Genomic DNA, 20850 nt, shown 5'->3' on the forward strand with positions numbered 1-20850 from the left:
CGGCTCGCGCGCGGAGCGCTGGGTGGCCACGCGCTGGCCGGCCATCCGCGCCCGCGGCATGTGGCGCTTCGTGCTGGTCAAGGGAGTAGCGTTCTGGGGCGGGCTGATGCTGGCGTTCATGGCCATCACCATGACCCTGCAGCTGGGCCCGTCGCATCCGCGTCTGCCGCTGGTGCTGGCCGTCGCGGTGCCGCTGTGCGCACTCGGTGGCCTGGTCTGGGGGCTGCTCACCTGGCTCTTGAACGAACGCCTCTTCCACGCAATCCAACAACAGAAGAACAACCTCCCATGAAGGCTTACGACATCAAGAAGGGCAACGTCGTCGAACACAACGGCGGCGTGTACCAGATCCGCGACATCGAGCGCAGCAGCCCGCAGGGCCGCGGTGGCAACGTGCGCTACCGCTTCACCATGTATTCCATCCCGGGCGGCAGCAAGCTGGACGCCAGCTTCGACGGCGACGACGACCTGCGCGAAGTGGACATGAGCCGCCGCCAGTGCACCTATTCCTACAAGGACGGCGATGCCTTCGTGTTCCTCGACGACGAGGACTACACCCCGTACACGCTGGATGCGGACGCGGTGGGCGACGCTGCGGGTTACATCGTGGACGACCTCACCGGGATCTACGTGCAGCTGATCGATGACACCCCGGTGGCAATCCAGCTGCCGCAGTCGGTGGCCATCGAAGTGGTGGAAACCCCGCCGGAGCTGAAAGGCGGCACCGCCACCAAGCGACCGAAACCCGCCAAGCTGGCGACAGGCATCGAAATCATGGTGCCGGAATACATCGGCAACGGCGAAAGAGTGTGGGTCAACACCACCACCGGCGAGTTTGCCGGCCGGGCGGATTGATGCTTGGCGGTCATCCCCGCGAAAGCGGGGATGCCGGACGGAACACCATGACCGGGCAGCTCGCCCCCATCACCCTGTCAGGCCACGGCATCCGCCTGGAGCCGCTGGCGCGCGACCATATCGCCGCCCTGCAGGACGCGGTGGACGACGGCGACATCGGCGCGCTGAACTACGTCAACGTGCCGGGCCGCGACGGCATCCCGGCCTGGGTCGAACACGCGCTGGCGATGCGCGACGCAGGGCGCGAACTGCCGTTCGCCATCCTCGCCGGCGACCGCGTGGTCGGCAGCACGCGCTTTTACGACATCGAGCTCTCGGTGCCGACGCTGGCGATCGGCTACACCTTCCACGCCGGCTCGGTCTGGCGCACCCACGTCAACACCGCCAACAAGCGGCTGATGCTGGGGCACGCCTTCGACACGCTGGGCGCGCAGTCCGTGTTCTTCCACACCAGCCACCTCAACCTGCGCTCGCAGGCGGCCATCGAACGGCTGGGCGCAACGAAGGACGGGATCCTGCGCGCCCATCGCCGGCACAAGGACGGCAGCCTGCGCGACACCCATACCTACTCGATCCTCGCCGCCGAATGGCCGGCGATTCGCACCCGGCTGGACGCCCGTCTTGCGCAAGGTGTCAGGCGCGATTCCGGCGCTTAACCGGCAACCCGCGCATCGATTACGCAGCGCGGGATTCTCAGTCGAACAGCTTGCCCGGATTCATGATGCCATTCGGGTCCAGTACCGCCCTGATGCCGCGCATCGCCGCAATCTCCGCCGGGCTGCGGGTGCTCCACAGGTACGGTTTCTTGACCAGCCCGATGCCATGTTCGGCGGAGATGCTGCCGCCGTGGCGCTGCAGCAGCTCGGCCAGCAGCTTGGTGACGCGCTCGCAGTCGGCCACGAAATGGGCCTGCGCCATGGCGTCAGGTTTCAGGATGTTGATGTGCAGGTTGCCATCGCCGATGTGGCCGAACCAGACCACCTCGAACTGCGGATATTCGCTTTCCAGCAGCGCCTGCGCCTGGGCCAGAAAGGCCGGCATCGCGGAGATCCGCACGGCCACATCGTTCTTGTAGGGGACGTAGCGGGCAAGGCTTTCGGTGATGCCTTCGCGCAGCCGCCACAGCTGGGCCGCCTGCGCCTGGCTGGAGGCAATCACGCCGTCACTGGCCAGTCCTTGTTCCACGCACTGTTCGAACGCCGCCAACGCTTCTGCCTCGCTGGCCTGGTCCGCGCCGAACTCTGTGACGACATAGAAGGGATGGGCGTCGTCGAACGGCGCCTGCGCGCCGTGGGCCAGCACATGCCGCAGCGCAACGTCGGTGAAAAACTCGAACGCCTGCAGTGGCAGGCGCGCGCGGAAAGCCGCGAATACCTGCATCAACGCCTCGAAACTGGGCAGTGCCAGCAGCATCACATTGGTCGGCGGCGGGGGATCGGTAAGCCGCAAGGTGGCTTCCACCACGATCCCCAGCGTGCCCTCCGCGGCAATGGCCAGATGCCGCAGATCGTAGCCACTGGAGTTCTTGACCAGTGCGCGGCCAAGATCCAGCAGCTCGCCGGCGCCGGTGACCAGCTTCAACCCGGCAATCCATTCACGGGTATTGCCGTAGCGCACCACGCGGATGCCGCCGGCATTGGTGGCGATGGTGCCGCCGATGGTGGCCGAACCACGTGCGGCAAAATCCACCGGGTACTGCAAGCCTTGGGCGCGCGCCGCCTCCTGCGCCAGCTGCAGCGGCAGGCCAGCCTGCACGGTGAGCGTGCGGTCCACCGGATCAAAGTCCAGCACCTTGTTCATCCGCTCCAGGCTGACCACCAGCTCGCCGTTGGCCGCGACCGCCCCGCCCGACAGGCCGGTGCGCCCGCCCGAGGGCACCACCGCGACCTTGGCCGCATTGGCCCAGCGCACCACGGCCTGCACTTCCTCCACGCTGCCTGGCAAGGCGATGGCCAACGGCGCCGGCGTCCAGCGCCGGGTCCAGTCGCGGCCGTAGTGCTCAAGGTCGGCGGGATCGGTGAGCAGGCGCAGGCCCGGCAGGGCGGCGCGCAGGGCGTCAAGGCGGGCGTCGGGCATGGCAAGGACCGGGCGGCAGGCGAAGGGAGCGCACCCCGCCAGGGTGGCGGGGCGCAGCGTGAAAATATCATGACGCAGCGCAACAACGGGGCCGGGTTTCTGGCTATAGTCGCCACTCTTCTCCCTTCCCGCCCAATGCCGCCGCCATGTCCGCCAAGAAGACCTCGTTCCCGAAACAGGACATCCGCGTGCTGCTGCTGGAAGGCGTCAGCAACACCGCGGTGGAGGCGTTCCGCGCGGCCGGCTACAGCCAGATCGAAACACACGCCAAGGCGCTGCCTGAGGACGAGCTGAAGGCCAGGATCGCCGAGGCCCACATCGTCGGCATCCGCTCGCGCACGCAGCTCACCGCCGATGTACTGGCAGAGGCCAAGCGGCTGATCGCCATCGGTTGCTTCTGCATCGGCACCAATCAGGTGGACCTGGACGCCGCCGAACTGGCCGGAATCCCGGTCTTCAACGCGCCTTACTCCAATACCCGCAGCGTGGCCGAGCTGGTGGTGGCGCAGGCGGTGATGCTGATGCGCGGCATCCCGCAGAAGAACGCCGAGTGCCACCGCGGCGGCTGGTCCAAGGCCGCCACCGGCAGCCACGAGGTGCGCGGCAAGACGCTGGGCATCATCGGCTACGGCCACATCGGCACCCAGGTCGGCGTGCTTGCCGAAGGGCTGGGCATGCAGGTGCTCTTCCACGACATCGAGACCAAGCTCGCGCTGGGCAACGCGCGTGCCGCTGCCGGCCTGGACGACCTGCTGGCGCGCGCCGACGTGGTGACCCTGCACGTACCGGAAACCCCGTCCACGCAGTGGATGATCGGCGCAGCGCAGCTGGCGCGGATGAAGCGTGGCGCCCACCTCATCAACGCCGCGCGCGGTACCGTGGTGGTGATCGAGGCGCTGGCCGAGGCGCTGGCCAGCGGCCATCTGGGCGGCGCGGCGGTGGACGTGTTCCCGGTGGAACCCAAGGCCAACGGCGACGTCTTCGAATCCCCGCTGCGCGGCCTGGACAACGTGATCCTGACGCCGCACATCGGCGGCAGCACGCTGGAGGCGCAGGACAACATCGGCCTGGAAGTGGCCGCCAAGCTGGTGCGTTACAGCGACAACGGCAGCACCCTGTCGGCGGTGAATTTCCCCGAGGTCACCCTGCCCGAGCACGAAGGCAGCCTGCGCCTGCTGCACATCCACCGCAACGTGCCGGGCGTGCTGTCGAAGGTCAACGAGATCTTCAGCCGCCACGCAGTCAACATCGACGGCCAGTTCCTGCGCACCGACCCGAAGGTGGGCTACGTGGTGATCGACGTGGCTGCCGACGAGGCGCAGGCCACCGCGCTGCGCGAGGAACTGGCCACGATCCCCGGCACGCTGCGCACGCGCGTGCTGTACTGATTCCTGCGGCGCGACTTCAGGGCCGCGCCAGCCACTTGCGCGCCATCCGGCCTACCGAGCCGTCGGTGGCGGGATCGGTGGCCAGCGCCACGATGGGCCGCCAAGCGAGATCCAGCGACTCCTCGCTCACCACATAGTCCTCGTGCTCGCCGGCCGTGACCACGTAGCGCACGTCGTAATGCCAGTGCGCTGGGACACCCTTGTGCTCGGGGATCCAGTGGCGATCAAGATCGAAGATCTCCGACGCCACCTGCAAGCCCGCCAACCCGGACTCTTCCTCGGCCTCCCGCAGCGCGGCGAGGTGCAGCGCGCGCTCGCCGTCGGCATGGCCGCCCAGCTGCAGCCACAGGCCAAGCTTGCGGTGATGGGTCAGCAGCACGCGCTCGCCGCGGCGGTCCACCAGCCAGCAGGAGGCGGTGAAATGGCCAGCCAAGCGCTCGCGCCGGAACGGATCCTCGGCATCCGCCAGCAGCGCCCGGAACAACGCGACGGTGTCCGCCTCCGCGGGCCAGCGTGCGGCGTAATCGACCAGCGCCCCGGCCAGTGCGCGGCTTGCATTGGCTGCCATGCAGTCACTCTCCCGTTGGAATCTGAATGCGCGGCATTATCGCCCGCCGTGACCCCCGCCGCTTGTGTCGCGGGCCCCTGTCCGTTTATGGTCGGCCACTTGCGGCTGCCCGCACGGTGGCCGTCCACGCTCAAGATCCATGGGGGAACCACCTGATGCTGTTCCAGCGAGTCAAGCCGCTCGACAAGATCCTCGAGACCGCCGAGAAGAAGGCACTCACCCGCCAACTCGGCGCGTTCCAGCTCACCTTGCTGGGCATCGGCGCCATCATCGGCACCGGTATTTTCGTACTGACCGCCGAAGCCGGCCAGAAGGCCGGTCCAGCCATGATGCTGGCCTTCGTCATCGCGGCCGTGGTCTGCGCGCTGGCGGCCCTGGCCTACTCCGAGTTGGCCTCGATGGTCCCGGTTGCGGGTTCGGCCTACACCTACACCTACGCCGTGATGGGCGAAGCCATCGCCTGGACGGTGGGCTGGGCGCTGGTGCTGGAATACGCGGTTGCCGCCGGCGCGGTGGCGGTCGGCTGGTCGGGCTACATGAACGGGTTGCTGGCAAGCGCAGGCATCGAATTGCCGCTAGCGCTCAAGACCGGCCCGATGGACGGCGGCGCCTTCAACCTACTGGCTTTCCTGATCGCCCTGGTGGTTACCGGCCTGCTGGTTATCGGCACCTCCAAGTCGGCCAAGGTCAATGCGGTACTGGTGATGATCAAGGTGGTCGCGCTGACCGCCTTCATCATCATCGCGGTGCCGGCGGCCAAGGACAGCAACTTCCACCCATTCTTCCCCACCGGCTGGGGCAGCCCGCTGGGCGGCATCGGCGTGCTGGGCGCGGCGGCATCGATCTTCTTCGCCTACGTCGGCTTCGATGCGGTCTCGACCGCCGCCGAGGAAACCAAGAACCCGAACCGCAACATCCCGATCGGCCTGATCGGCTCGCTGCTGGTGTGCACCGTGTTCTACATGCTGGTGGGCTACGGCGCGGTTGGCGCGATCGGCTCGCAGCCGATGCTGGACGCCAACGGCGTTGCGTTCCACCCGGGCACCCCGGAGATGGCGGCTGCATGCGCCGGCTCTGATGCGCTGGTGTGCAGCAAGGAGCCGCTGGCCCACGTGCTGAAGATGCTGGGCTTTGCCGGCTGGGGCAATGCCATCGGCCTGGCCGCGGCCCTGGCGCTGCCGTCGGTGGTGCTGATGATGATCTACGGCCAGACCCGCATCTTCTTCACGATGTCGCGCGACGGCCTGCTGCCGGAAGTGCTTTCGAAGGTGCACCCGAAGTTCAAGACTCCGCACGTGGTCACCATCATCACCGGCCTGTTCGTGGCGCTGTTCGCGGCGATGTTCCCGGTGGGCATCCTGGCCGACATCTCCAACTCGGGCACCCTGTTCGCCTTCATGGCGGTGTCGCTGGGCGTGCTGATCCTGCGCAAGCGCGACCCGCAGCGCCACCGCCCGTTCCGCACCCCGATGGCGTGGGTCGTCTGTCCGCTGGCCATCCTGGGCTGCCTGCTGCTGTTCCTGAACCTGTCGATGTATACCTTGGGCCTGTTCGTTGGCTGGGCGGTGCTGGGCCTGATCGTGTACGCCTTCTACGGCTACCGCCACAGCGACTTGGCCCGTGGCATCACCGGCCCCGAAGGCGGCCCGAAGATGGACGCGGAACCGCCGTTCCATGAGGGCCCGCAGGCCTGATCCTCACGCCTCGGCGCATGGCGAAAACCCGGCTTCGGCCGGGTTTTTCGTATCGGCATGGCCGCCTGCGCTCCCGGGCAGGCACTTCCTGCGATCGCCATCCAGACCAAACAACAAACCCCGGCATGGCCGGGGTTTGTTGCGTCGGGGAAAGGCGATGCCTATCTCCGGACTTTCCGCAGGCGGCGCAACCCCGGTCTGACCGACCGGAGCGACAGTTCAGACCTTCTTGGCCCAGGCGCTGCACCAGCCCTTGGCGGCGACACTGTTCTTGGGGAACAACTGGCACGGCCCGTAGGCGGCACCGGCGGCGCCCTTGTAGAAATTGCAGTTGGCGCAGTGGCTGCCCGGCTTGAATGCCGGATGCTTGACCGCAGCCGCATCTTCGGCATACGCCAAGGCCTTGGCCGCAGGATCGGCGACGGTCAGTTTGGGCAGATCGGCCGCCTGGGCCTGCAGACTGCGCAGCATGAGGGGGGTCGCTGCCGCCGCAGCTGCGGCCAGGGTCACGAACCGGCGACGGGAAGGATCGAACGTCATGGGATACCTCGCTGGATGGGCATGAAGGAACCGACTGGCACGATACGCCTTCTGCCGCTCGTCTGCCTTGGCCTGGATCAATGCCGGTCCGATGCGATCCGGGCTATCCTTTCAGGTCACCCCTTGCCTGCCGTCGCATGCACGACCACGAGCGCGCCGCCCGCCAGTCACTGATCGACCACTGCCGCGCCATGAACGCCAGTGGGCTCTCCCTGCACAAATCCGGCAATGCCAGCCTGCGCTGGGGTGACGGCCTGCTGATCACGCCCACCGGCCGTGCCTACGACCGGCTGCTGCCCGAGGACATCGTCTACCTCGAGGCCGACGGCACCTGCCCCCCGGGGCAGCTCATCCCGTCCAGCGAGTGGCGGTTCCACTGCGACATCCTGCGCGCGTTTCCCGCGATGAACGCGGTGGTGCATGTGCACTCCACCCACGCCACCGCGCTGGCCTGCCTGGGCCAGGGCATCCCGGCGTTCCACTACATGGTGGCGGTGGCCGGGGGCGACCGCATCCCCTGCGCCGACTACGCCACCTTCGGTACCCCCGAGCTGTCCAGCAATGTCCTGCAGGCGCTGGACGGCGGCCTGCGCGCCTGCCTGATGGCCAACCATGGCCAGGTCACCACCGGCAAGACGCTGGCCGAAGCCTACGCACTGGCCGAGGAAGTCGAGAACCTGGCCCGCCAGTACCTGCTGGCCCGCACGCTGGGCCCCACCCGCGACCTGCCCGCGGACGAGATGGCACGCGTGCTGGAGAAGTTCAAGCACTACGGCCAGCAGCGCAAGCCGGACGCCGGGTGATCCGGACCGGCCGAATCGTCATTTAGCACGGCTGCCGGCAGTCGCTACACTGCGCGGATGGACACCTCGCCCGCCTTCGACCACACCCTCTACGCCGGCTGCGCCGCCCAGATCATCCAGCACACCCGCGAACTGGCGGCCAAGGGCTGGACACCGGCCACCGCTGGCAACTTTTCGATCCGGATGAGCCCGGAGCACGCCGCCATCACCATCTCCGGCAAGGACAAGGGCCGGTTGACCGAGGCCGACATCATGGTGGTGGACATGGCCAACCGCCCGGTCGCCACCCACCACCGGCCGTCCGCCGAGGCCGCGCTGCATACCCATCTGTACCGCAAATTCGCCGATGTGGGTGCGGTGCTGCACACCCATTCGCCCACCCAGACCATCGCCGGCCTGCTCTACGCCGACGAAGGCCGTGTGCGGCTGCGCGGCTATGAGCTGTTCAAGGCACTGCGCGGCCACACCACCCACGAGGCCGAACTGGACCTGCCGGTGGTGCCGAACTCGCAGGACATGGACGCGTTGATCGCCAGCGTCGATACCGTGCTGACCCAGCCCAACACCTGGGGCTACCTGATCGCCGGCCACGGCCTGTACGCCTGGGGACGCGACATCAGCGAGGCGCGCCGGCATCTGGACGCCTTCGAGTTCATGCTCGGCTGCGAGCTGGAAATGCGCCGCCTGCGCGCCTGAGGACGCCCACCATGAGCCGACTCCGTATCTTCCATCACGACGCCCCGCAGGCCCCGCTGCTGGCCACAGACGACCACGCTGCCATCGCCGCCGAACTGGCGCGCATCGGCGTGGCCTTCGAGCAATGGGAGGCCGCGCAGCCGGTCAAGCCGGGCGACCCGCCGGAGGCCATCCTGGCCGCCTACCGCGCCGACATCGACCGGCTGGTCGAGGCCCGCGGCTTCAAGAGCGTGGACGTGGTCAGCATCGCCCCGGACCATCCCGACCGCGAGGCCATGCGCGCCAAGTTCCTCGACGAGCACGCGCACAAGGAGGACGAAGTGCGCTTCTTCGTCGCCGGCGCCGGGCTGTTCTCGCTGCACGTGGGCGACAAGGTCTACGAGGTGCTGTGCGAGGCCGGCGACCTCATCGCGGTGCCCGACGGCACCACGCACTGGTTCGACATGGGCCCGACGCCCAGCTTCGTCGCCATCCGCTTCTTCACCGCGCCGGACGGCTGGGTGGGCCACTTCACCGGCAGCGACATCGCGCGACGCTTCCCGCGCTTCGAGACAGGGCAAGCGCGTTGAGCACGATCCTTACCGACATCGAGGGCACCACCAGCAGCATCTCGTTCGTGAAGGACGTGCTGTTTCCCTATGCACGGACGCGACTGCCCGGGTTCGTCAGCGCGCACGGCCAGCGGCCCGAGGTACGCCGCTGGCTGGACGCCGTGGCGGTGGAGATCGCCGCCAGCGCCTGCGACGATGATGTGATCGTCGAGACCCTGCAGGGCTGGATTGACCAGGACCGCAAACACACCGCGCTGAAGGCCCTGCAAGGGATGATCTGGGAAGCCGGCTACCGCGATGGCGACTTCACCGCCCCGCTCTACCCCGATGTGCTGCCTGCACTGCGGGCCTGGCATGCGGCCGGCCATCGGCTGGCGGTGTATTCGTCCGGCTCGGTGCCGGCACAGAAGCTGCTGTTTTCGCACACCGAGGCCGGCGACCTGACGCCGCTGTTTTCCGGCTTCTTCGATACCGAAATCGGCGGCAAGCGCGAGCCCGACAGCTACCGCCGCATCGCCGAGCAGCTTGGCAGCGCGCCGTTTGACCTGCTGTTTTTGTCCGATGTGGTGGCCGAGCTCGACGCCGCCCGCGACGCGGGGCTGCGCACCGTGCTGATCGACCGCCGCGACGACTACCCGCAGCCGCGCCTGGGCGAAGCCACCCACGGTCATGTACGGGTGGAATCGTTCGCCGAGATCAATCCTGACCTAGGCCGCTGAGGCACCGCCCGCAAGCCGGTGTACGCACGCTGCTGGCCAGCGTGCGTCACGATCGCGCACATACGCGCCGTCACCACCGGGCATGCGGTGATGGCAATGTGAGGTGCGACACCCAGAAGGAACGCGGTCAGCCCGGCATCAACGGGCATCAAGCAGCGAATAGGTGGTCGTGGCCCTGACCTCGCCGCGCCAGCGGTCGAACGCGCGCACCTCGATGCGGTGCTCGCCCGCGGCCAGCTTGGTCGGCAGCGCAGCCCGCCAGAGGTGCTGCGATACCTCCGCTTCCGGCGAGCGGTCGTAGCCGCGCAGTGCGGTAGCCTCGTCGTCGCGCACGTTCTCGGCCAGCAGGCGCGGATCCGGCTGCAGCACTTTCTTCATCGGCATCCAGTCACCGTCATCGACGCGGAACTCGACGCGGGTGTCGTCATCCCCCATATACACGTTGGCAAACACGCCCCACGCCGGATACGCGCCACGGCGCAACACCCGTGGGGCATGCAGGCCGATCTGGGTATCCTGCGGATCGCGCGCGGCGTGCCAAGCCAGCGCGTACTCTCCGCCCGCCTTCACGGTCAACACCGCGTAGCCGTTCGGGGTGCCGTCGGCCATCGTTGCATCGGGAATGCCCTCGACATCCTTCGCCCCCGACCAGTACGAACCGCAAGCGGCGCCAAGGTTGAATTCATGCAGCGGCGCCGCGCCCTGCCAGCCATCCCGCGCGTCGTGGAAGTAATGGCGTTGGCTGTGGCTGTGCGCGCTCAGCACGAGGACATGCGGGAATTCCGCCAGCAGCGCGAACAGCCGCGCCCGGTCGGCATGGCGGAAAGTTTCGCGGCCGTCCGCATCGAACAGCGGGATGTGCAGCGCCACCACCAGCAAGCGATTCTTCGGCAGGGTCGGCAGCCAGCGCGCGAGGAAGGCGAACTGGTCTGCGCGCAGGCCGCCGATGTAGGCCGGCTTGCGGCCCGGCAGATAGATCACGTCATCCAGCGCCACCAGGTTGGCCAGCGGGGTCTCGCGGGCGAAGGTGTCCGGGCCGATGGCGCGATGGAACAGGCCCAGCGACGCCTCATCGCTGGCGGTGCCAGGATCGACGTCGTGGTTGCCGGGCACGTGCATCCACGGCACGTTCAGCGACGCGGTGGCCTGCTTCACCGCGGGCAGCAGCGCGGGCACGTCGTCCACCAGGTCACCCAGGGTCAGGCCCAGCCGGGCGTGGTGACGACCGCGCAGCGGGTCGATGATGTCGCGCTGGAAATAGTCCACATCGGCAGCCGATTTCACCTGCGGATCGCCGAACACCAGCACATCCGCGGTAGCGCCCGCCAGGTTGCGCGGGGCGCGCCGGTAGACGATGCAGCCCTCCGCGGCAGGCGCCCGCACGTTGCGCGGCAGCGGCAGCGGCGCCTCCACGTCCACGGGCACACAGGCGGGTATTTCCCCCAGGGCGGGCCGGACCAGCGGCAGGGACAGCAGCAGGAGGACGACGGACAACAGATATCGGCGCATCCGCGGATTATGCGCGGATGGCGCCACCCTGCACTAGAATCGGGGCATGGGGACGATGGGGATCACCACGCGCACTGCGAGGGGCTGGCGGATGCTGGCCGGCTGGCTGCTGGTGGCGGCCACGTGCCTGTGCCTGGCCCTGCCGGCCGCGGCCACGCCGCTGCGGCTGACACCCGGCGACTCCAGCTTCCCGTTGGCGGGCGCCATGGCGTACTGGCATGACACCAACGCAAATGCGACGCCGGAACAGGCCTTCGCCCGCGCGCAGACGGGCGGCTTCGCACCGCTGCCCGGCGGGAATCCGGCGTTTGGCTTCCAGACCGGCGCCTATTGGTTCCACCTGTCGCTGGAGAACCTGCAGCCCGAGGAGCCGCTGTGGATCCTGGTGCAGGAGTATGCGCTGAGCGACCACCTGGATCTCTATCTGCGCTACCCGGACGGCCGCATGGAACATAGCGCCGGAGGCGACCATGTGCCGTTCGGCGACCGGTTCATCCGCTACCGGCACCCGAATTTCCGCCTGGACCTGCCCGCCGGCCAGCGCGTGGAGTTGCTGCTGCGCGTGCAAAGCGAAAGCTCGATGCAGGTGCCGCTATCGCTGTACACGCCCAAGGCCTTCGCCGAACTGCTGCGCGACGCCCAGTTCTCCAACGGTCTGTACTACGGGATCGTGCTGGCGCTGCTCTGCTACAACCTCGTGCTGTGGCTGATGCTGCGCGACGCCAGCTATTTCTGGTACCTGCTGCACACCGTGGCGTTTGGCCTGGTGCTGTTCGCTCTCAACGGCTACGGGTTTGAATACCTCTGGCCCAACTCGGTCTGGCTGGCGGACGCGTCGATCCCGCTGTCGATCTGCTTCGCCCTGATCGGCATGCAGCTGTTCGCACGCAGCTTCCTCGACCTGCGCACCCGCTGGCCCGTGGGCGACAAGGTGTGCCTGGCCGTGGTGGCGTTCTTCGTGCTGCTGGGCGCGGCCTCCACGTGGCTGCCCTACAGCGTCGCCACGCCCATCGCCTCGCGGGCGGTGCTGCTGGGCGTGCTGTGGATCATCATCGCCACGCTGGTGATGCTGCGCCGCGGCTACCAGCCGGCCCGGCTGTTCCTGCTGGCCTGGTCGCTATTCCTCGCGGGCACCGCGGCCTTCACTCTGCTGGCCTTCGGGGTGCTGCCGCAGAACTTCTGGACCCAGAACGGCGTGCAGATTGGCTCGGCGCTGGAACTGCTGCTGCTGTCGCTGGCGCTGGGCAAGCGCTATGCCAGCCTGCGCGAGGAAAACGTGCGCCTGGTGCAGGAAACCAACGAGAAACTGGAGCGTGGCCTGATCGACCGTACCCGCGAACTGCGCACCGCGATGGCGCAGCTGGGCGAAGCCAACGTCAAACTGCTGGAGTACAGCCGGCGCGACCCGCTGACCGGCACCTACAACCGCCGCTACTTCCACGAAGCGTTCACCCGCCTGCTGGAGGAGTGCGGTGCCGACGGACGGACGCTGGGTCTGCTGCTGCTGGACCTGGACCACTTCAAACGCATCAATGACCGCCACGGCCACCAGGCCGGCGACGCCTGCCTGGTGCAGACCGCGCGCAGCATCGAGGCCATTGCCCATTCCTACGGCGGATTGGTGGCCCGCTTCGGCGGCGAGGAATTCGTGGTGCTTCTGCCCTGCAACAACGCGCAGGAGGCGCTGCAGGCGGCGGAGGGGATCCGCCTGCGCATCCAGCAGAACCCGGTGGTGCACGAGGGCCACAGCATCCATCTGAGCGCCAGCATCGGCCTGCACACGGTAGCCGCCGGGCGCGGCATGGGTCAGGAGGATGTCATCCGCATGGCAGATGCAGCGCTGTACCGCGCCAAGGACGACGGCCGCAACTGCGTGCGGCATTCCCTCGCTTCGGCCTGAAAATCCGCCGCACTATCCGCGCCGGGCTGCCAGCACGCGCCGCACGTCGTCCAGCGCCAGGCCGCGCGCGCGCAGTGCCACCAACAGGTGGTACAGCAGGTCCGCCGCTTCACCCAACAGCGCATCGTTGTCTTGCACCACCGCCGCCAGCGCGGTTTCCACGCCCTCCTCGCCCACCTTCTGGGCGATTCGGCGGATGCCGTCCTCGAACAGGCGCGTGGTGTAACTGCCCGGCGGGCGCTCACGCTCGCGCTGGGCGATGAGGGCATCGAGCTCGGCCAGGCCGTCGCCTGGCGCGTCCGGGAAACAGCTGGTGCGGCCAAGGTGGCAGGTCGGGCCGTGCGGTCGGGCCTGCACCAGCAAGGTATCGCCATCGCAATCGACATCCACCGACACCAGCGCCAGTACGTGACCGGAAGACTCGCCTTTGGTCCATAGCCGCCGCTTGCTGCGACTGTAGAACGTCACCTGACCGCTGGCCAGCGTCGTTGCCAGTGCCGCGCGATCCATATAGCCCAGCATCAGCACGCGCAGCGTGTCCGCGTCCTGCACGATGGCCGGCAGCAGGCCATCCTGCTTGGCCCAGGCCAGCGCTTCGATGTCCAATGTCGTCGTGCTCACAGCCGCACCTCGATGCCCTGCCCGCGCAGGAACCGTTTGAGCGCGGGGATTTCCACCGCGCCGGAATGAAACACGCTGGCCGCCAACGCCGCATCGACATCGGCTTCCAGGAACGCTTGCGCAAAATGCTCTGGCGCACCGGCCCCGCCGGATGCCACCAGCGGCACCTGACAGACGGCTCGCGCCGCACGCAGTTGGGCGATGTCATAGCCTGCCCGCACGCCATCGCTGCCCATGCAGTTGAGCACGATTTCACCGGCGCCAAGACGCTGCGCTTCCTCGATCCAGTCCAGCGTGCGCTTACCCGGCGCGCGCATCGCATCCGGGCTGCCGGTGTGGCTGCGCACGCGCCACTCGCCATCGGCCTCGCGTACAGAGTCGATGCCGACCACCACGCACTGCACACCGAAGGCGTCGGCCAATTCAGCGATCAGTGCCGGCCGCTCCAGCGCCGGCGTGTTGATGGAAATCTTGTCGGCACCGGCGTGCAGCACCGCGCGCGCATCCTCCACGCCGCGGATGCCGCCCGCCACGCAGAACGGTATGTCGATGAGCCGCGCCACCCGCTCCACCCAGCCGCGATCCACGCTGCGGCCTTCGGGGCTGGCGGCAATGTCATAGAACACCAGCTCGTCAGCGTCGGCATCGCGGTAGCGCAGCGCCAACTCGACGATGTCGCCCATATCGACGTGGTCGCGGAAACGCACGCCCTTGACCACGCGGCCATCGCGCACATCCAGGCAGGGAATGAGACGACGGCTCAGCATGTCAGTGCCTCCGCCAGAGACAGTCGCCCGTCCAGCAGCGCCTTGCCCAGCACCACGCCGGCGCAACCAGCGGCGCGCGCCGCAGCCACGTCGGCGGCGTCGCGCACCCCGCCGCTGGCCTGCACGCGCACACCGGGGTGGCGTTCGCACAGGCGTCGGTAGAGGTCGATATTCGGCCCCGCCAGCATGCCGTCGCGGGCGATGTCGGTGCACAGCAGGTGCGTCAGCCCGGCGTCCGCATAGCGTGCCAACAGGGCGTCCAACGTCTCGGCGGCGACCTGCGTCCAGCCGTGCACCGGCAGGCGCCACGTGCCCGTCGCGTCCTGCCGCGCGTCCAGCGCGACGGTGATCCGCTCACTGCCGAACGTGGCCAGCCAGCCCATCACGGTATCGGGTGCCGTCACCGCCAGCGAACCCACCACCACGCGCCCCGCACCGGCCTCCAGCAGCGCCGACACGTCGGCCTCGCTGCGCACGCCGCCGCCGGTCTGCACCTGCAGGCCCGTGCATGCGCGGAGGTCGCGCAGCAGCGGCTGCAAGGTGTAGCCGCCGGCCTTGGCGGCGTCGAGGTCGACCAGGTGCAGCCATGTCGCGCCGGCATCGGCATAGCGCAGCGCGAACGCCAGCGGGTCATCGCCATAGCGGGTCTCATCGGCGTAGTCGCCCTGACGCAGGCGAACCACCTTGCCGGCGCGGACATCAATGGCGGGATAGACGGTGAAGCTCATGCAGGGCTCCAGCGCAGGAAGTTGTCGAGCAGACGCGCACCGGCGGCGGCGGAGCGCTCGGGATGGAACTGAGCGCCCGCGATATGGCCACGCGCCACCATAGCGGCAAACCGCTCGCCGTAGGTGCATGCGGCGATGCAGTCGGCGGTCACCGGCGCCGCGTAGCCGTGGACGAAGTAGGCATAGGCACCCGCATCAAGACCTGCCAGCAGCGGCGACGCAACGAACGGCTCCAGCGTGTTCCAGCCCATGTGCGGCACCCGCAGGCCGGGGCCACCTTGCAGCTTGCGCACGCGGCCCGGCAACAGGCCGAGGCAGGCCACATTGCCCTCCTCGGAGCTTTCAAACAGCAACTGCATGCCGAGGCAAATGCCCAGCAACGGCACCTCCAGGCGCGACAACACCTCGACGAAGCCGCGCTCGCACAACAGGGTCATCGCAGGCGCCGCCGCACCGACGCCCGGCAGCAGCACGCGCGGCATGCCGCGCAGACCATCGGCGTCGCGCACGATCTGCGGGCGCGCACCCAGCCGCTCCAACGCGTAGCAGACCGAGCCAAAATTGGCCCCGCCGGCATCGATGACAGCGATGTCGCTCACAGCACCCCCTTGGTGGACGGCAGCGCCGCCCCTTCGCGGCGGATCGCCTGCCGTAGCGCGCGCGCCACTGCCTTGAAGCAGGCTTCCACCTGGTGGTGGTCGTTCTCGCCCTGCACCTTCAAGTTGAGGTTGAGGCCAGCGGCATCGCACAGGGAGCGAAAGAAATGCGGCACCAGCTCGGTGGGCAAATCGCCCACGCGCTCACGCCGGAATGTGCCCTCGAACACGAGGTAGGGCCGGCCGCTGAAATCCAGCGCGACGCTGGCCAGCGTCTCGTCCATCGGCAGGGTGAACCCGTAGCGGGCGATGCCGCGCTTGTCGCCCAACGCTTCGCGCAGCGCCTGACCCAGCGCCAGCGCAGTGTCCTCGACGGTGTGGTGTTCGTCCACATGCAGGTCGCCTTGCGCGCGGATCGTCAGCGCAAATCCTCCGTGCTTGCCGATCTGCTCCAGCATGTGATCGAAAAACGCCAACCCGGTGGCCACCTGCGGCTCGGCCTCACGGTCCAGATCCAGCTCAACACGGATCTTCGTTTCCCGGGTGTTGCGCTCGACCAGCGCCTGGCGCGGCGCGTCGGCCAGCGCGTGGGCGATGCCCGCCCAGTCCCACTCGCCACCGAACTGCGCGGTGGCCAACTGGAAGCCGCGGATGCGCAGGTTGTCGGCAAACGCCATATCGGTGGGACGGTCACCCACCATCGCGCTGCGCGCCCAGTCAATCCCGCGATCCTGCAGGTAGGCGGTCATCATGCCGATGCCGGGTTTGCGGTTGGGGCTGTTGTCGGATGGCAGGCTGCAGTCGATCAGCTCGTCGCGGAATGTGAGCCCCTGGCTCTCGAACACCTGGCGCATCAGCGCATGCGGACCGTCGAACGTCGCCCGCGGATAGGCTTCGGTACCCAGGCCGTCCTGGTTGCTGACGATGACAAACTCGTAGCCGGCGTCGCGCAGCTTCAGCAGCGCGGGGATGACGCCGCGCACGAAGCGCAGCTTCTCGTAGGCGTCGATCTGGAAATCGGCCGGCTCCTCGATCAGGGTGCCGTCGCGATCGACGAACAGGATCGGGCGCAGGCTCATGCCGCGGCCTCCATGCGCAGGCCGTCCAACGCGGCCAGCACCCGGCGGCATTCCTCCGCAGTACCCACGCTGATGCGCAGGGCATCGCCCAGCTGGGGCATCGCGCGCATGTCGCGCACCACCACCCCGGCGCCCAGCAGCGCGGCGAACGCGGCACCGGCATCCGCGAAGCGCACCAGCAGGAAATTGCCCGCCGACGGATAGACCCGGCGCACGCCCGCCAGCCCGCCCAGGCCGTCGGCCAGGCGCGCGCGCGCTTCGCGCACCGCATCCATCCGGCTGCGGGTCAACGCCAAGGCCGCCGGCGCCAGCGCGGCCAGCGCCGCATCCACCACCGGCTGCGGCACCGGGTACGGCGCCTGGCAGCGGCGCAGCGCCTCGATCAGCGCCGGCGCACCGAGCACGCAGCCCACCCGCGCTGCGGCCAGCGCGTGCGCCTTGGACAGGGTACGCAGCACCACGATGTTGTCGTGATCGGCCAGCAGCGTGGTGGCGGATGGCATGTCGGCGTATTCGCCGTACGCCTCGTCCACTACCACCAGGCAGCGGCCGCGCAGCCGCCGCGCCAGCATGGCGATCGCGTCCAGCGACAGCAGTTCACCGGACGGATTACCCGGCGAGCACAGGAACAGCAGGCTCGCCCCGCTCTCCAGCGCGGCATCGCCCATCGCAGCCAAATCGGCCTGCAGGCCGTCCGGCGCGTCCACCAGCGGCACCTCCACCAGGCCGGCGCCGTGCAGGCGCGCGCACACCGCGTACATGCCGAACACCGGCGGCGCGATGACGATGCGGCCGCGCCCGGGCGCGCAGAACGCACGCACCAGCAGATCGATGCCTTCGTCGCTGCCGCGGCCGATCAGCAGTTGCGCCGACGCGACGTCGTAGAGCCGCGCCAGGCGTTCGCGCAGCGCGTCCGGCTGCGGCTGCGGGTAGCGGCGCAGGGTCGCGCCGGGATCGGACGGATTGGCCCATGCGGACTCGTTGGCGTTGAGCCAGACCGACCCGGCCAGCGCCTCGCTGCGCGCCGACTTGTAGCCGCCGAAGTCGCGCAGGTCCTCGCGCAACAGCGCGTTCACTGTGGTGCTCATGCCGCTTGCTCCAATCGCAGTTCGACCGCGCGCGCGTGGGCCTGCAGCCCCTCGGCGTGCGCCAGGATGGCCGCGCAGGGCCCGGCGCTGGCAATCCCGGCGCGGCTGGCTTCCTGCACGGTGATCGCCTTCTGGAAGCTGGCCACGGACAGCCCACTCCACGCGCGCGCGGCGCCGCCGGTGGGCAGGACGTGGTTGCTGCCGCTGCAGTAGTCGCCCAGCGCTTCCGGCGTCCAGTCGCCGAGGAAGATGCTGCCGGCGCTGGTGATGCGGTCCAGCCACGCGCGCGGCTCGCGCACCGACAGGATCAGGTGTTCCGGCGCGTAGGCGTCGCTGATGGCGATGGCCTGCGCGATGTCGCGCACCAGCACCAGCCGGGATGCCTCCAGCGCGCGCCGGGCGATGTCGGCCCGCGGCAGCGTTGCCAACTGGGCGTCGACCTCCGCCGCCGCCGCATCCAGCAGCGCGGCACTGTCGGTCAGCAGCAACACCTGCGAATCGGGCCCGTGTTCGGCCTGCGACAGCAGGTCGGCGGCGACGAACGCGGCGTTGGCGCCAGCGTCGGCGATCACCAGCACTTCCGACGGGCCGGCGGGCATGTCGATGGCGATGCCGCCCGGCCGCTGCGCGGCCTGACGCTTGGCTTCGTCCACCCATGCGTTGCCCGGGCCGAACAGTTTGTCGCAGCGCGGCACGCTGGCGGTGCCCAGCGCCATCGCCGCGATCGCCTGGGCGCCGCCAAGCTTGAACACCCGCACACCCGGTGCCTGCCGCGCTGCCAGCAGCACGGCCGGATCGGCGCTGCCGTCCGCCCGTGGCGGCGTGCAGAGGATGACATCGGTACAGCCGGCCAGCCGTGCCGGCACACACAGCATCAGCGCGGTCGAGGGCAGCGGCGCGCTGCCGGCCGGGACGTAAAGCCCCACCCGGCGGATGGGCCGCTGCACGCGCTGGCAGGTCAGCCCGGGCGCGGTTTCCACTGCGTACGGGGACGCGATACCCGCACGATGGAAGGCCTCGATCCGCGATGCCGCCTCGGCAATCGCCGCCTGCACATCAGCGGGCACCGCATCGGCGGCGCGGGCGAATTCGTCCGCGTCCACTTCGAACGCCTCCAGCGCCACGCCGTCGAACCGCGCGGTGAAGTCGCGCAGGGCGGCGTCGCCGCGGGCGGCCACTGCGTCGAAGACCGCCTGCACGCCGGTGCGCACGGCGTCGGACACCGCCTGCACCGGCCGCTGCAGCACCGCCTCGCGCGCGGCATCGTCCAGCTGGTTCCAGTCGATGCGCTTCATGCCAGCATCCGCTCCACCGGCAGCACCATCAGCCCGCGCGCACCGGCGCGCTTGAGATCCTCCAGTCGCTGCCAGGTCATCGCACCGTGGCACAGCGCCTGCAGCGCCAGCGTGTCGGCGCCGTCCACCGGGCACATCGTCGGCGGCTCGGCATCCGGCAGCAGCTGCAGCACCTGCGGCAGCGCCTCGCGCGGGGCCTGGAACAGCAGCAGCTTGCTGTCGCGGATGCGCAGCACGCCGTCCATGCGCCGCAGCAGCAGGTCCGCCAGCTCGGCGCGCACGTCGCCGAACGGCTGCACCGGCCCGGCCAGCACCGCCTCGCTCTGCAGGATGTCCAGCACCGGCTTGAGCTGGTTGGCGGCCAGGGTGGCACCGCTGGACACTAGGTCACAGATCGCATCGGCCTGGCCCAGCCGCGGCGCAATCTCCACCGAGCCGTTCAGCACCACGATGTCGGCGTCGACCTGCTGCTGGCGCAGCCAGGCGCGCAGCTGGTTGGGATAGGTGGTGGCGATGCGCTTGCCGGCCAGCTGCGCCGGGCCCTGCCAGTCCCAGCCCTCGGGCACCGCCAGCGACAGCCGGCAACCGCCGAAGCCGAGCGCACGCCACTCGCGGAAGACCGGTGGCAGGCCGGCCTCACTGCGCTCGCCCGCCTGTTCCAGCAGGACGTTGCGGCCCACCACGCCCAAATCGCAGACACCGTCGGCAATCAGCCCGGGGATGTCGTCGTCGCGGACCAGCAGCAGGTCGACCGGCAGCGATTCGCCATAGCAGAACAGGCGGTCGCGGCTTTCGCGCCAGCTCAGGCCGGCGGACGCCAGCAGGGCGCGGGCCGGCTCGCTGAGGCGACCGGACTTCTGGATGGCGATGCGCAAACGGTCGCGCACCGCCGGATTGGCGGCAGGGCTCATGGGGGTGTCTTCAGTGGGAGTCGTTGGAAAGCCCAAGCCGCCGCGCGGCGGCCCGGTAACCGCCAGCGCCCCGCTCCAGGCTGCGCGCGACGCGGCCGATGGTGGTGACGCTGACCTGGGTGCGGTCGTGGATCTCGCGGTACGGCAGGCCCTGCAGCAGCTCGGGCACTACCCGCCAGCGGTCGCCCATGGCTTCCAGTTCGGCGGGCGTGCACAGGTCCTCGAGGAAGGCGCGGATGTCCGCCGGATCCTCCAATGACGCCAGCGCGTGCGCCAAGCCGTCCAGGGCGCTGGCGGCATCGGATGGCGACGGGGGAGCGGGACGTTGCTTCATGGCGAGGCGTAGGGTTTCGGTCGAATTACTTTATTAATGTAATAGCGCGTTAATACATTAGGTCAAAAAAAGAGGCGCGTCAACCGCGCGCCTCTCCATGCCAATGGCGATGCCCCGTCACCCCGCGATGCC

23 protein-coding genes are annotated in these 20850 nt (G+C 69.0%); 10 read left to right on the forward strand and 13 right to left on the reverse strand.

The genetic code is table 11. From position 1 onward, the window contains the following. Nucleotides 1-22 precede the first annotated feature (22 nt). From ACK4SG_RS01500 to ACK4SG_RS01510, 3 genes are read left to right on the forward strand one after another with little or no spacing between them, the layout of a single operon-like run. Nucleotides 23-292: a hypothetical protein gene (locus ACK4SG_RS01500; RefSeq protein WP_409599095.1), complete on the forward strand. Its 270-nt coding sequence runs from the start codon at nt 23-25 to the stop codon at nt 290-292. Then, nucleotides 289-855 carry an elongation factor P-like protein YeiP gene (yeiP, locus tag ACK4SG_RS01505; protein WP_409599096.1) on the forward strand — a complete coding sequence of 189 codons (567 nt, stop codon included), beginning with the start codon at nt 289-291 and terminating at the stop codon, nt 853-855. The genes ACK4SG_RS01500 and yeiP overlap by 4 nt, the downstream gene beginning before the upstream one ends. 47 nt (nt 856-902) lie before the next feature. Then, the gene (locus ACK4SG_RS01510; RefSeq protein ID WP_409599097.1) at nt 903-1511 is read left to right on the forward strand and encodes a GNAT family N-acetyltransferase; all 609 of its coding nucleotides are present in this window, start codon (nt 903-905) and stop codon (nt 1509-1511) included. A 37-nt stretch (nt 1512-1548) separates the two neighbouring features. On the opposite strand, the gene ACK4SG_RS01515 is transcribed toward ACK4SG_RS01510, so the two are convergent. Continuing rightward, a complete protein-coding gene (locus ACK4SG_RS01515) occupies nt 1549-2931 on the reverse strand; it encodes an FAD-binding oxidoreductase (protein WP_409599098.1) in 1383 nt (460 codons plus the stop codon). Nucleotides 2932-3077: 146 nt separating this feature from the next. Here ACK4SG_RS01515 and serA point away from each other — a divergent pair, with 146 nt between their 5' ends. Continuing rightward, the gene (serA, locus tag ACK4SG_RS01520) at nt 3078-4319 is read left to right on the forward strand and encodes a phosphoglycerate dehydrogenase (protein ID WP_409599099.1); all 1242 of its coding nucleotides are present in this window, start codon (nt 3078-3080) and stop codon (nt 4317-4319) included. Nucleotides 4320-4335: 16 nt separating this feature from the next. Here the strand turns inward: serA and ACK4SG_RS01525 are convergent, their stop codons facing one another. Beyond that, on the reverse strand, nt 4336-4887 hold the full coding sequence (locus ACK4SG_RS01525) for an NUDIX hydrolase (protein WP_409599100.1): 552 nt from the start codon (nt 4885-4887) through the stop codon (nt 4336-4338). Between the two features lie 155 nt (nt 4888-5042). Between ACK4SG_RS01525 and ACK4SG_RS01530 the strand changes: the two genes are divergently transcribed. Continuing rightward, nucleotides 5043-6581, forward strand: coding sequence for an amino acid permease (locus tag ACK4SG_RS01530; RefSeq protein WP_409599101.1), 1539 nt, complete (start codon nt 5043-5045; stop codon nt 6579-6581). Between the two features lie 219 nt (nt 6582-6800). Here ACK4SG_RS01530 and ACK4SG_RS01535 read toward each other — a convergent pair whose 3' ends face one another. Continuing rightward, the gene (locus ACK4SG_RS01535) at nt 6801-7121 is read right to left on the reverse strand and encodes a high-potential iron-sulfur protein (RefSeq protein WP_409599102.1); all 321 of its coding nucleotides are present in this window, start codon (nt 7119-7121) and stop codon (nt 6801-6803) included. Between the two features lie 137 nt (nt 7122-7258). On the opposite strand from ACK4SG_RS01535, the gene ACK4SG_RS01540 reads away from it, so the two are divergent. From ACK4SG_RS01540 to mtnC, 4 genes are read left to right on the forward strand one after another with little or no spacing between them, the layout of a single operon-like run. Then, nucleotides 7259-7924 carry a class II aldolase/adducin family protein gene (locus ACK4SG_RS01540; RefSeq protein WP_409599103.1) on the forward strand — a complete coding sequence of 222 codons (666 nt, stop codon included), beginning with the start codon at nt 7259-7261 and terminating at the stop codon, nt 7922-7924. 57 nt (nt 7925-7981) lie between these two features. Next, the gene (locus ACK4SG_RS01545) at nt 7982-8620 is read left to right on the forward strand and encodes a methylthioribulose 1-phosphate dehydratase (RefSeq protein ID WP_409599104.1); all 639 of its coding nucleotides are present in this window, start codon (nt 7982-7984) and stop codon (nt 8618-8620) included. An 11-nt stretch (nt 8621-8631) separates the two neighbouring features. Then, nucleotides 8632-9189 carry a 1,2-dihydroxy-3-keto-5-methylthiopentene dioxygenase gene (locus ACK4SG_RS01550; protein ID WP_409599105.1) on the forward strand — a complete coding sequence of 186 codons (558 nt, stop codon included), beginning with the start codon at nt 8632-8634 and terminating at the stop codon, nt 9187-9189. Further along, a complete protein-coding gene (gene mtnC / locus ACK4SG_RS01555) occupies nt 9186-9890 on the forward strand; it encodes an acireductone synthase (protein WP_409599106.1) in 705 nt (234 codons plus the stop codon). The genes ACK4SG_RS01550 and mtnC overlap by 4 nt, the downstream gene beginning before the upstream one ends. 138 nt (nt 9891-10028) lie before the next feature. On the opposite strand, the gene ACK4SG_RS01560 is transcribed toward mtnC, so the two are convergent. Further along, nucleotides 10029-11399: a calcineurin-like phosphoesterase C-terminal domain-containing protein gene (locus ACK4SG_RS01560; RefSeq protein WP_409599107.1), complete on the reverse strand. Its 1371-nt coding sequence runs from the start codon at nt 11397-11399 to the stop codon at nt 10029-10031. 46 nt (nt 11400-11445) lie between these two features. On the opposite strand from ACK4SG_RS01560, the gene ACK4SG_RS01565 reads away from it, so the two are divergent. Continuing rightward, complete coding sequence (locus ACK4SG_RS01565; RefSeq protein ID WP_409599108.1) at nt 11446-13299, forward strand: 7TM diverse intracellular signaling domain-containing protein; 1854 nt, start codon at nt 11446-11448, stop codon at nt 13297-13299. 12 nt (nt 13300-13311) lie between these two features. Here ACK4SG_RS01565 and hisIE read toward each other — a convergent pair whose 3' ends face one another. Genes hisIE through ACK4SG_RS01610 form a run of 9 tightly spaced genes read right to left on the reverse strand, consistent with a single transcriptional unit; the run spans nt 13312 to nt 20718 of the window. After that, nucleotides 13312-13920 carry a bifunctional phosphoribosyl-AMP cyclohydrolase/phosphoribosyl-ATP diphosphatase HisIE gene (gene hisIE, locus ACK4SG_RS01570; protein ID WP_409599109.1) on the reverse strand — a complete coding sequence of 203 codons (609 nt, stop codon included), beginning with the start codon at nt 13918-13920 and terminating at the stop codon, nt 13312-13314. Further along, complete coding sequence (gene hisF / locus ACK4SG_RS01575; protein WP_409599110.1) at nt 13917-14687, reverse strand: imidazole glycerol phosphate synthase subunit HisF; 771 nt, start codon at nt 14685-14687, stop codon at nt 13917-13919. The genes hisIE and hisF overlap by 4 nt, the downstream gene beginning before the upstream one ends. Further along, nucleotides 14681-15415: a 1-(5-phosphoribosyl)-5-[(5-phosphoribosylamino)methylideneamino]imidazole-4-carboxamide isomerase gene (hisA, locus tag ACK4SG_RS01580; RefSeq protein WP_409599111.1), complete on the reverse strand. Its 735-nt coding sequence runs from the start codon at nt 15413-15415 to the stop codon at nt 14681-14683. Before hisA ends, hisF begins: the two co-directional genes overlap by 7 nt. Next, complete coding sequence (hisH, locus tag ACK4SG_RS01585) at nt 15412-16014, reverse strand: imidazole glycerol phosphate synthase subunit HisH (RefSeq protein ID WP_409599112.1); 603 nt, start codon at nt 16012-16014, stop codon at nt 15412-15414. The genes hisA and hisH overlap by 4 nt, the downstream gene beginning before the upstream one ends. Further along, nucleotides 16011-17084, reverse strand: coding sequence for a bifunctional histidinol-phosphatase/imidazoleglycerol-phosphate dehydratase HisB (gene hisB / locus ACK4SG_RS01590; RefSeq protein WP_409599695.1), 1074 nt, complete (start codon nt 17082-17084; stop codon nt 16011-16013). Before hisB ends, hisH begins: the two co-directional genes overlap by 4 nt. A gap of 2 nt (nt 17085-17086) precedes the next feature. After that, a complete protein-coding gene (gene hisC / locus ACK4SG_RS01595; RefSeq protein ID WP_409599113.1) occupies nt 17087-18178 on the reverse strand; it encodes a histidinol-phosphate transaminase in 1092 nt (363 codons plus the stop codon). Beyond that, on the reverse strand, nt 18175-19473 hold the full coding sequence (gene hisD / locus ACK4SG_RS01600; protein WP_409599114.1) for a histidinol dehydrogenase: 1299 nt from the start codon (nt 19471-19473) through the stop codon (nt 18175-18177). Before hisD ends, hisC begins: the two co-directional genes overlap by 4 nt. Continuing rightward, nucleotides 19470-20384 carry an ATP phosphoribosyltransferase gene (gene hisG, locus ACK4SG_RS01605; RefSeq protein WP_409599115.1) on the reverse strand — a complete coding sequence of 305 codons (915 nt, stop codon included), beginning with the start codon at nt 20382-20384 and terminating at the stop codon, nt 19470-19472. Before hisG ends, hisD begins: the two co-directional genes overlap by 4 nt. A 10-nt stretch (nt 20385-20394) precedes the next feature. Then, a complete protein-coding gene (locus ACK4SG_RS01610) occupies nt 20395-20718 on the reverse strand; it encodes a YerC/YecD family TrpR-related protein (protein WP_409599116.1) in 324 nt (107 codons plus the stop codon). Nucleotides 20719-20850: the final 132 nt, after the last annotated feature.

The sequence above is a fragment of the Thermomonas sp. genome, from assembly GCF_046293095.1.
Classification (GTDB): domain Bacteria; phylum Pseudomonadota; class Gammaproteobacteria; order Xanthomonadales; family Xanthomonadaceae; genus Thermomonas.